Raw genomic sequence first — 10965 nt, 5'->3', positions numbered from 1 at the left:
ATACAATCACCAGGCAGCAAGCATCCTCAAGTGCCATAGAAAGAAAAGCAAGATACAATCACCAGGCGGCAAGCATCCTCAAGTGCCATAGAAAGAAAAGCAAGATGCAATCACCAAGTAGCAAGCATCCTCAAGTACCATAGAAAGAAAAACAAGATACAATCATCGGGCTGCAAGCATCTTCAAGTGCCATAGAAAGAAAAGCAAGATGCAATCACCAGGCAGCAAGCATCCTCAAGTGCCATAGAAAGAAAAGCAAGATGCAATCACCAGGCTGCAAGCATCCTCAAGTACCCCAAAAAGAAAAACAAGATACAATTGCTTATTAGGGATCATCTTCAAAATATGGAAAATACAAGTTGAGGATGCGTTTGTTCATAGTTGACAGAAATAAGGCATCTGCATACGAATTAACTATGTAAATGAAGATGCACTGCTGAAAACTAAGTAATCTACAAATGTGATTAAAGTGCGAATGAAGATGCACTGCTGAGAATTAAGTAATCCGCAAAAGTTATTGAAGAGCAGCTCAAGATGCACTGCCAAGGCATTAGGGAACAATATCAGAAAGAAGGAGTTGTTATCCCCCAATACTCTCTGGTTTCCGGATTAAAAAATCCCCTCTTGACCTTTCGCCACTTTTGCGGTATAGTTCTCTACACTTTGTTAAAAATAATTTGAAAGCTAGTGTACGAAAGGAGCGAGTTTTATGACTTTTTATCAGGAACTTCAGCTGAGCTCGACCGGTTCGAAGCAGCTGATCAAAAACACCACTGACCCGAAAGAAAAACGCAGACATATTTTAATCTATAATTTCAAAGTCTATCTGGTAATGATATTCTGTGTTGCGGTGGTATCGCTGTATAGCAAGTTTATTGGAAATGATAACAGTGTCGTAGGTGTAACTGTCCTGCTTGCGGTGCTTGTGCTCAGACAGGCAGACTTTGGAATCCGCACATCACATGGATTGCTCTCTATTGCCGGAATATTTGCTATTCTGATGACGGCACCACGTTTTGCAAACACACTGTCACCAGTACCTGCATTTGCAGTAAATGTGATTGCAATTCTTCTTCTGATGATTCTTGGATGCCACAATGTGATCATGTACAATCATTCCACTTTTGTACTGGGGTATTTACTTCTGCTTGGCTACGATGTGACAGGAGCATCATACATAAAGCGAGTGGAAGGCCTTGCGGTAGGTATGATCTTGTGTATGATCATTTTCTACAAGAATCAGAAAAACAGACCGTACAGAAGAACCTTTCTTGATCTGTTTCGAGAATTTGATCTTCATTCAGCGCGTGGCAGGTGGTATCTGAAACTGACATTCATCGTATCAAGTGCGATGCTGTTTATGAATCTTCTTGGACTTCCAAGAGCTATGTGGGCAGGAATTGCCTGTATGTCAGTATGCCTTCCATTTACAGAAGACTGCGTTGCAAGATCAGGAAGCAGATGGCAGTTTAATATAGTAGGCTGTGCGATATTTATCGTGCTGTACCTGGTACTTCCGGAGTCAATGTATCCGTATATTGGTATGATTGGTGGAATTGGAGTTGGATATTCAGCAGGATATGCATGGCAGACAGTATTCAATACTTTTGGCGCATTGTCCATCGCAGCAGGATTATTTGGAATGCCGGCTGCGGTTGCACTTCGTATCGGCGCAAATGTATTTGGTTCGGCCTATACCGTAATTTGCAATAAGATAATTGACAAACTGGCTGACAGATTTGTGGCAAGACAAAGTGCAGAAGCATAAGAAATAGAATTCCGTACGATTTCGCCAGGAATATGTCTGATCAACTTGAAAAAAATAAAGTGTCATGAGAAAATATATTAAATGTGAGATGACTTCCGCTTGATATAGCTTATGCAGTATTCCGACAAGCGAGTTGGAACGTATTCTGAATCATAAAAGTGAGAAGGGGAAAACGTATGAAAAAGTTCAAAAGATTTGTCTGCATTTTACTTACCCTGCTGCTTACAGCCGGGACATTCTCAGAAACAGCGATGAACGAAAAACAAGGCCTGTTCAAAATATCTACAGTTCAGGCAGCAGCGCAGAACTTAAGTTTCTACACCGGTTGGAAGACTGTATCAGGAAAACGCAGGTATTATCAGAATGGCAGGATGAAAAAAGGATTTTCCAGAATAGGAAACGATTATTACTGCTTTGATACAAAAGGGAACATGCATACGGGATGGCAGTATACCGGAAAACGATACCGCTATTTTGATAAAAAGACCGGCAAGATGAGAACCAACACCACGATCCAGGGAAGAAAGATCAACAGCAAAGGCGTCTGGACTCCGGTGATCGTGCTTGATCCGGGGCATTCTGGAAAAGTTGCCAGAGGAACGGAACCGATAGGACCGGGATCTGGAGAACGCAAAGCTAAGGATGTTTCTGGAACAATAGGTTGTGTAACGAGAGTAAATGAATACCAGCTCACTTTGCAGGTGGCAAAAAAACTCCAGACAGAGCTGAAAAAACAGGGATGTAAAGTAATCCTGACTCGCAAAGACAATAAGACTGCAATCAGCTGTGCACAGCGTGCCCAAAAAGCAAATAAGGCAAAAGCTGATGCATATCTCAGGATCCATGCAAATGCTGTTGATTTTTCCAGTGCGAATGGTGCACTGACTATCAGCGTCAGCCGTCGCAATCGTTTTATAGGAAGTAAAATGGTTAAAAAATGCTATGCACTTTCCAAAGCCGTTCTGGATTCTTATGTAAAGGCGACCGGATGCCGCCGCGAATATATCTGGGAAAATGATACTATGAGCGGCAACAACTGGAGCAAGGTTCCTACAACATTGATCGAACTGGGATATATGTCCAATCCGGGTGAAGACCGGAAGATGCAAAGTGCTTCTTATCAGAAAAAGATGGTAAAAGGACTTTCTGACGGAATTCGAAGATTTTTGACAGCAAAATAATGATATATACAGAACTGTCATGTGTTTTTTCTTGACAGAGAAATGCTGAATTGGTAACATATTAAAGGATATAAAGATTGAGAAAGCGTTGATTTTTATTCTGAATCAACGCTCTTTTTATGAAGGAGGAATAATATGTTAAAAGTATGGATTGCAGGTGCCAGCGGACAGATTGGACGCGCCCTGAATGATGTGCTTGATCCAATGCAGATTGAAGCACTGAACACAGATCTTGATGAACTGGACATTACAGATACTGATGAAGTCATCAATTTCGGTACAGTCAACCGCCCGGATGTCATCATCAACTGTACTGGTATCACAGACACCGATGAGTGTGAAGCGAACCCGGAACATGCGTACCGTGTCAATGCCCTCGGTGCAAGAAACTTAAGTATCGTTGCCCGTAAATGTGGATCTAAGATCGTGCAGCTTTCTACAGATGATGTTTTTGACGGACAGAGCAAGAAACCGTATACAGAGTTTGATGATACCAATCCGCTGACAGTATATGGCAGATCCAAAAGAGCCGGAGAAAACTATGTCAAAGAATTTACGCACAAGCATTTTGTTATCCGAAGTAACTGGGTGTACGGACATGGTGGACACAACTTTGTAAACCGCGTGCTGGCAGCGGCAGAAGCAGGAAACGGACTTTCTGTTGCATCCGATCAGTTTGGTTCTCCGACCAGTGCAAAAGACCTGGCAAAGATGATCATGTATCTGATCAGCACCAACGAATATGGAACCTACCATGTAACATGCAGAGGTGTATGCAGCCGGTACGAATTTGCGCAGGAAATCTTAAAACTTGCAGGTAAGGATATAGAGCTGAGAGCTGTTCCGACAGAGCAGTCAGACCTTTCCGCAGTCAGACCACCGTACGCGGTTCTGGATAATTTTATCCTTCGTATCATTGAAGTGTATGATATGCCGGACTGGAAAGAATCACTGAAAGAGTACATGGATGAAAGAACGGAGGATTGATATGAAAGAAAAAAACGTAAAAGCAAAAGCTCCGAATAAAAAAGTTCTCGGACTGACTACAAAGATTTTTATTGCACTGCTCGCTGGTGCAATTCTGGGTATTGTACTTTGTTATCTGGTTCCGGACAGCAGCTTTAAGAAAGATGTCATTGTTGAGGGCATTCTGTATGTCATCGGACAGGGATTTATCCGTCTGATGAAGATGCTGGTCGTACCATTGGTATTCTGCTCTTTGGTCTGCGGAAGTATGGCGATCGGAGATACCAAGAAGCTCGGAACCGTAGGTGTGAGAACTCTGGCATTTTACCTTGCAACAACTGCACTGGCAGTTTGCGTTGCACTTGGTGTCGGAAATCTGATCAATCCTGGTGTCGGACTTGACATGAGCGCGATCCAGAGTTCCGCGGCATCCGTGGAAACCATGGAAGCAACGTCACTCACTGACACGATCCTCAATATCATTCCGGACAACCCGATCAATTCTCTGGCGAGCGGAAGCATGCTTCAGGTTATCGTATTTGCCCTGATCGTAGGTGTGATCCTCGCGAAGATGGGAGAGCGTGCAGAGACCGTAGCAAACTTTTTCAGCCAGTTCAATGACATTATGATGGAAATGACCATGATGATCATGAGCCTTGCCCCGATCGGCGTTTTCTGTCTGATCAGCCGTACCTTTGCAAATATCGGTTTCAGTGCATTTATTCCGCTGGCGAAGTATATGATCGGTGTACTGCTTGCCCTGGCAATCCAGTGTTTCGGTGTATACCAGATCCTGCTCAAGATCTTTACCGGTTTGAATCCGATTCGTTTTATCAAGAAATTTTTCCCGGTTATGGCATTCGCATTCTCAACTGCTACATCCAATGCGACCATTCCGATGTCTATTGATACCCTTTCCAAGAAGGTTGGTGTATCCAAGAAGATTTCTTCCTTCACGATTCCGCTTGGTGCGACCATCAACATGGATGGTACTTCCATCATGCAGGGCGTGGCTGTTGTTTTTGCGGCGCAGGCATTTGGTATCCACTTAACCCCGATGGATTATGTAACGGTTATCGGAACAGCAACACTTGCTTCCGTAGGTACTGCCGGTGTACCGAGTGTTGGTCTTGTAACCCTGACGATGGTATTCAACTCTGTAGGACTTCCGGTTGAGGCAATTGGTCTTATCATGGGTATCGACCGTATCCTGGACATGACAAGAACAGCAGTCAACATCACCGGTGACGCTGTCTGCACAACGATCGTTGCACATCAGAACGGTGCTCTGGATAAGAAGGTCTTTAACGAAACAGAATAAAAGCAGAGTGATCTGTAAAAAACGACTGTACATGATGTATGGTCGTTTTTTATGTAATAGGAAATTACTCCGTAATGTTCCTATTACATAAAAACGCTCCGCGAGGATGCGACCAGATGCCTGAGGAATATGTCTGCTGAAGCAGACTGCATCTGGCGCGCAAAGCGTAACAAGTCCCTCAAGCTTGAGGGATTCAGGGAGTTTGAAGAGGACTTGTCCGCTTTGTTCTGTAATACATAAAACCGGTTGCATTCGCCATATGGCTTCGGCTATAATACGAGATATCAGGATTGCAGAAGTGCAAATACGCACAGCAGTCCGTATAGATCAGTTAAATGAAAGAGAGAATACTATATGAGTATATTAAATGTAGAACATCTGACCCATGGCTTTGGTGACAGAGCAATCTTCTCAGATGTTTCTTTTCGCCTTCTTAAGAGAGAACATATTGGACTTGTTGGCGCAAATGGTGAAGGTAAGTCCACGTTTATGAGTATCGTGACAGGAAAACTGATGCCGGACGAAGGCAAAGTAGAGTGGGCAAAAAATGTTCACGCAGGATACCTTGACCAGCATGCAGTCCTGGAGAAAGGAATGACGATCCAGGAAGTACTGAAATCTGCATTTGATCCACTTCTTCAGAAAGAACAGCGCATGAATGAAATCTGCGATCTTCTCGGAAGCGCAGATGAGGAAGAAATGAACGTGCTGATGGAAGAACTTGGCACAATTCAGGATGAACTTACCCTGCATGATTTTTATGTTATTGATTCCAAGGTTGAAGAGGTTGCAAGAGCACTCGGACTTCTGGATCTGGGGCTTGACCGGGATGTTACAGACTTAAGCGGTGGTCAGAGAACAAAAGTACTTTTGGGCAAGCTGCTTCTTGAAAAGCCAGATATCCTTCTTCTGGACGAGCCGACAAACTACCTCGACGAAGAACACATCGCCTGGCTGAAACGTTATCTTCTGGATTATGAAAATGCATTTATCCTGATTTCTCATGATATTCCGTTCCTTAACGAAGTGGTAAACATCATTTATCATATGGAAAATCAGGAACTGAACCGTTACGTAGGTGACTATGATCATTTCCAGGAAGTTTATGCAGTCAAGAAAGCACAGCTCGAGGCAGCTTACCGCCGTCAACAGCAGGAGATCAGTGAATTGAAAGACTTCGTTGCAAGAAATAAAGCCCGCGTTTCTACAAGAAACATGGCAATGTCCAGACAGAAGAAACTGGATAAGATGGATGTGATCGAACTGGCAGCAGAGAAACCAAAGCCGGAATTCAATTTCCGCTACGGAAGAACACCGGGAAAAATGCTCTTTGAAACACATGATCTGGTGATCGGCTACGATGAGCCGCTTTCCAAACCACTGAACTTTACAATGGAACGTGGACAGAAGATTGCTCTGGTCGGAACCAATGGTATCGGAAAGACGACTCTTCTCAAGAGCATCCTCGGATTGATTCCGTCTCTGAAAGGAAGCTGTGAGCGAGGTGAAAACCTCCAGCTTGGATATTTTGAACAGGAAGTGAAGGGTGATAATAAGACGACCTGTATTGAAGAACTCTGGCAGGAATTTCCATCATATACACAGTATGAAATCCGTTCTGCTCTTGCGAAATGCGGACTGACGACCAAGCATATCGAAAGTCAGGTTCGTGTCCTGAGCGGTGGTGAGCAGGCAAAAGTCCGTCTGTGTAAGCTGGTCAACAGAGATACGAATGTCCTTCTTCTTGACGAGCCGACCAACCATCTGGATGTCGATGCCAAGGAAGCCTTAAAGAGTGCACTCAAAGAATACAGAGGTAGCATCCTTCTGATCTGTCATGAGCCGGAATTCTACCAGGATGTAGTAAATGAAGTCTGGGATATGAGTAAATGGACTACGAAGGTATTCTAAATAACAGGAGGATTTATGCAGAAAGAGTTAAACCACAAGGTTCGTAAATGTTTCAACGAGGGGATATACAATGTCGCGCGCTATACGGAAATCGTACTTTCAATCATTATTTTGATTGTGATCGCGCTGGCTGGGATCCGCCTAATCTTTACGATCACAGAAATACAGATCATGGGCATGGACATAGATTTCTTTACAACATTTCTTGCAAATGGGTTATCTCTGGTAGTCGGAGTTGAGTTTGTAAAGATGCTCTGCAGACATTCAGCACAGACAGTTGTTGAAGTATTGATGTTTGCAACAGCCCGACAGATGGTAGTGGAACATATGAAACCATCACAGACACTGATCGGTGTGATCGCGATCGCAATCCTGTTTGCCATCAGAAAGTTTCTGATGACAGAGGATGACGATATGGCGCATGCTCCGGTCAAAAAGCATGCAGATATGAATAAAGATGAGAATGTAGATGAGAAAGAATAAATTATCTCCTGCCCTTACTTAATGTACTGTTGTGATAATCAGAGGAGAAGGTCACATCACGGCCGAACCATGCCGGAGCGGTGTAAGCGTTGGCTGCATCCTCGGATGGGAATTCCACCTCGGCGAGCAGCAGTCCCTCGTAATCATCATGAAAAACATCCAGCTCGATCGTAAGCCCGTCTTTTTCAGGGATCAGATAACGAGTTTTGGAGATAACAAGCCCATCTGCTTTGGGTTTAAGATGTTCATAGGCCTCCTGCGTCAGTGGAAGATTATATTCTTCTCTGGCCATGAGGCCTTTTGATTTGTATGTGAGAAAATATTCATTATCCTGACGACGGATACGGACAACAGGAGAAGTACAGAGATATCCCTGTTCGATTCTGTGAAATGGATAGTCGGAGAGGTTCTCCGGAAGCTGTTCTTTTTCTATCAGATATTTTCTTTCGATTTCCATATATGTTTCTCCTTTAAAAAACTCAGTTATTTTGTGGATTTAGTATATCGCTTTCAGGGCAAAAATGCTATACTGAATGACAGAATGGCGCCTTAAAATAATGAAATAAAATTTCAAAAAGATATAAAAGGGAGAGGTTTTTTATGAGCAAAAAAGTATATATTTTTCTGGCAGATGGATTTGAAGATATTGAAGGTCTGACCGTGGTGGACCTGATGCGGCGTGCAGACATTGATATAAAAACAGTTTCGATCAAGGAATCAAAAGAGATCACGACCTCACATGGAATCAGCATGTTGACAGACCTGGTATTTGTAGAAACGGATTTTTCAGATGCAGATATGCTGGTACTTCCGGGAGGAATGCCGGGAACAAAATATCTGAATGAATATCAGTCGCTTCGTGACCTGCTTGCGGACTTTTACAGAAAGGGCGGTAAAGTAGCTGCTATCTGTGCTGCACCGACTGTTTTTGCTTCTCTCGGATTCCTGGAAGGCAGAAAAGCAACTGCATATCCATCCTGCATGGAGGGCCTTGCAGGTGCAGAGCGTTCACTGGAGAGCGTTGTTGTAGATGGTAATGTGACAACCAGCAGAGGACTTGGAACGGCAGTAGATTTCGCACTTAGCCTGATCGGACAGCTTCTGGGAGAAAAAAAGGCGGATGAAATTGCCGAATCTGTGGTTTATAGCCGAAAATAAAGGAAAAACAGGGCTTTTTCATAAAAAATACTGGTGTTTTTAAAAACGTTGTGCTATACTACGATAATGACTGTAATTGTATCTCTTAATGAGAAGATACAGGGCCTGGACTATAGGAAACAGGCGCAGGGATAAAGATTATAGGTAGAATATAAGTAACTGGATCAGTTACGATTATAAGAAGTCTAACCTGAAAATTAAGGAGGAACAGGAAACATGAGTTTACAGGTGGAAAAACTGGAAAAAAACATGGCGAAACTGACAATCGAGGTTTCTGCTGAAGATTTAGAGAAAGCTATGCAGGCTGCATATCAGAAAGCAAAAGGAAGAATCACTCTTCCTGGATTCCGTAAAGGAAAAGCTCCAAGAAAAATGATCGAGCAGATGTACGGCAAGGGAATCTTCCTTGAAGACGCTGCAAACGCTCTGATTCCGGAACACTACAGCAAAGCACTGGAAGAATGCGACCTTGAGATTGTATCCCAGCCGGAAATCGATGTAACACAGGCTGAGCCAGGAAAAGCTTTCATCTTCACAGCAGAAGTTGCTGTTAAACCGGAAGTTACTCTTGGTGAGTACAAAGGTGTAGAAGTTCCGAAGTCTGAAACAGAAGTAACAGACGAAGACGTTGAAGCTGAACTGAAGAAAGAACAGGAGAAAAACTCCAGAACAGTTACAGTAGAAGACCGTGGAGCAGAAAACGGTGATATCACAACAATCGATTTCGAAGGATTTGTTGATGGTGAAGCTTTCGAAGGCGGAAAAGGAACAGACTACCCGCTGACACTTGGTTCCGGATCTTTCATTCCAGGATTCGAAGATCAGCTGGTTGGAGCTAAAGCCGGAGATCACGTAGAAGTAAAAGTTACATTCCCGGAAGAATACCAGGCAAAAGAGCTGGCTGGCAAAGAAGCTGTATTCCAGTGTGACGTTAAGAAAGTAGAAGCAAAAGAACTTCCAGAACTGGATGATGATTTTGCACAGGATGCTTCTGAGTTCGATACTCTTGCAGAGTACAAAGAAGACATCAAGAAGAACCTGACAGAAAAGAAAGAAAAAGAAGCACGTGCTGCAAAAGAAAATGCAGCTGTAGATAAAGCAATCGAAAACGCTCAGATGGAAATCCCGGATGCTATGCTGAATACACAGGTTCGCCAGATGCTGGATGATTTCTCCAGAAGAATGCAGTCCCAGGGACTTACTATGGAACAGTACTTCCAGTTCACAGGAATGACTCTTGAGAAAATGCAGGAAGAAATGAAACCGCAGGCTCTGAAGAGAATCCAGACAAGACTTGTTCTTGAAAAGATCGCAGAAGTTGAAAACATTCAGCCAACAGATGAAGAAGTTGAAGAAGAATTCAAGAAAATGGCTGATGCATACAAGATGGAAGTGGAGAAGATCAAAGAACTGCTTGGTGACCGCGAGTTAGAGCAGATGAAGAAAGATATGGCTGTACAGAAAGCCGTAACTCTCGTTGCTGACGAAGCAAAGGAAGCCTAAGTAAGCGTTCGTTCTGAATTACCACTGGAATCGACGAATGGAGGCATTTATATATGAGTTTAGTACCATATGTCATTGAACAGACAAGCAGAGGAGAAAGAAGCTATGACATTTACTCCCGTCTTCTGAAAGACCGTATTATCTTTCTTGGAGAAGAGGTAAATGATGTAAGCGCCAGCGTTATCGTGGCACAGCTTCTGTTTCTGGAAGCAGAGGATCCGAGCAAGGATATCCAACTGTATATCAACAGCCCGGGAGGATCTGTAACTGCTGGTATGGCTATTTACGATACCATGAAATATATCAAGTGTGACGTTTCCACAATTTGTCTCGGAATGGCAGCCAGCATGGGTGCTTTTCTTCTGGCAGGCGGAACCAAGGGTAAGAGATTTGCTCTGCCGCACTCTACTATCATGATTCATCAGCCGTCAGGCGGTGCCCAGGGTCAGGCAACAGAGATCCAGATCGTAGCAGATCATATTGCCCAGACCAAACGGACATTGAATGAAATTCTGGCAGAGAACACTGGCCAGCCTTACGAAGTAGTGGAAAAAGACACAGACCGCGATAATTATATGACTGCTGAAGAAGCAAAGGCATACGGACTGATCGATGGTGTTGTCGAGCATAAATAAAGCAGACAGAAGGAACCTCTTTTCAGGGGGTTCCTTTTG

The 10965-nt window shown here is 43.5% G+C and carries 10 protein-coding genes; 9 read left to right on the top strand and 1 reads right to left on the bottom strand.

Annotated elements, in window-relative coordinates; all coding sequences use genetic code 11:
* Positions 1–709 precede the first annotated feature (709 nt).
* The 6 genes from LI112_RS14115 to LI112_RS14090 all read left to right on the top strand — a co-directional run bounded on the left by LI112_RS14115 (position 710) and on the right by LI112_RS14090 (position 7630).
* A complete protein-coding gene (locus tag LI112_RS14115; RefSeq protein WP_227190917.1) occupies positions 710–1768 on the top strand; it encodes an FUSC family protein in 1059 nt (352 codons plus the stop codon).
* Positions 1769–1944: 176 nt separating this feature from the next.
* Positions 1945–2949: an N-acetylmuramoyl-L-alanine amidase gene (locus LI112_RS14110; protein WP_227190916.1), complete on the top strand. Its 1005-nt coding sequence runs from the start codon at positions 1945–1947 to the stop codon at positions 2947–2949.
* Between the two features lie 135 nt (positions 2950–3084).
* Positions 3085–3936 (top strand): dTDP-4-dehydrorhamnose reductase, encoded by an 852-nt coding sequence (gene rfbD, locus LI112_RS14105; protein ID WP_005427580.1) that lies wholly within the window; start codon positions 3085–3087, stop codon positions 3934–3936.
* A 1-nt stretch (position 3937) separates the two neighbouring features.
* Positions 3938–5236 (top strand): dicarboxylate/amino acid:cation symporter, encoded by a 1299-nt coding sequence (locus tag LI112_RS14100; RefSeq protein ID WP_044926162.1) that lies wholly within the window; start codon positions 3938–3940, stop codon positions 5234–5236.
* Positions 5237–5590: 354 nt separating this feature from the next.
* Positions 5591–7147, top strand: a complete 1557-nt coding sequence (locus tag LI112_RS14095; RefSeq protein WP_227190915.1) for an ABC-F family ATP-binding cassette domain-containing protein — start codon at positions 5591–5593, stop codon at positions 7145–7147.
* Between the two features lie 15 nt (positions 7148–7162).
* The gene (locus LI112_RS14090; protein WP_227190914.1) at positions 7163–7630 is read left to right on the top strand and encodes a transporter; all 468 of its coding nucleotides are present in this window, start codon (positions 7163–7165) and stop codon (positions 7628–7630) included.
* Between the two features lies 1 nt (position 7631).
* Here LI112_RS14090 and LI112_RS14085 read toward each other — a convergent pair whose 3' ends face one another.
* On the bottom strand, positions 7632–8087 hold the full coding sequence (locus tag LI112_RS14085) for a CYTH domain-containing protein (protein WP_118050782.1): 456 nt from the start codon (positions 8085–8087) through the stop codon (positions 7632–7634).
* A gap of 143 nt (positions 8088–8230) precedes the next feature.
* Here LI112_RS14085 and LI112_RS14080 point away from each other — a divergent pair, with 143 nt between their 5' ends.
* The 3 genes from LI112_RS14080 (at position 8231) to clpP (ending at position 10926) form a co-directional block, all read left to right on the top strand.
* Positions 8231–8788 carry a DJ-1 family glyoxalase III gene (locus tag LI112_RS14080; protein ID WP_227190913.1) on the top strand — a complete coding sequence of 186 codons (558 nt, stop codon included), beginning with the start codon at positions 8231–8233 and terminating at the stop codon, positions 8786–8788.
* A gap of 216 nt (positions 8789–9004) precedes the next feature.
* On the top strand, positions 9005–10291 hold the full coding sequence (gene tig / locus LI112_RS14075; RefSeq protein WP_005425294.1) for a trigger factor: 1287 nt from the start codon (positions 9005–9007) through the stop codon (positions 10289–10291).
* A 53-nt stretch (positions 10292–10344) separates the two neighbouring features.
* Positions 10345–10926, top strand: a complete 582-nt coding sequence (gene clpP / locus LI112_RS14070; RefSeq protein ID WP_005425295.1) for an ATP-dependent Clp endopeptidase proteolytic subunit ClpP — start codon at positions 10345–10347, stop codon at positions 10924–10926.
* The last annotated feature ends 39 nt before the right edge of the window (positions 10927–10965 follow it).

The sequence above is a fragment of the Blautia sp. 210820-DFI.6.14 genome (assembly GCF_020558815.1).
GTDB lineage: Bacteria > Bacillota > Clostridia > Lachnospirales > Lachnospiraceae > Blautia_A > Blautia_A obeum.
This window is presented reverse-complemented; position numbering and strand designations above follow the sequence as displayed.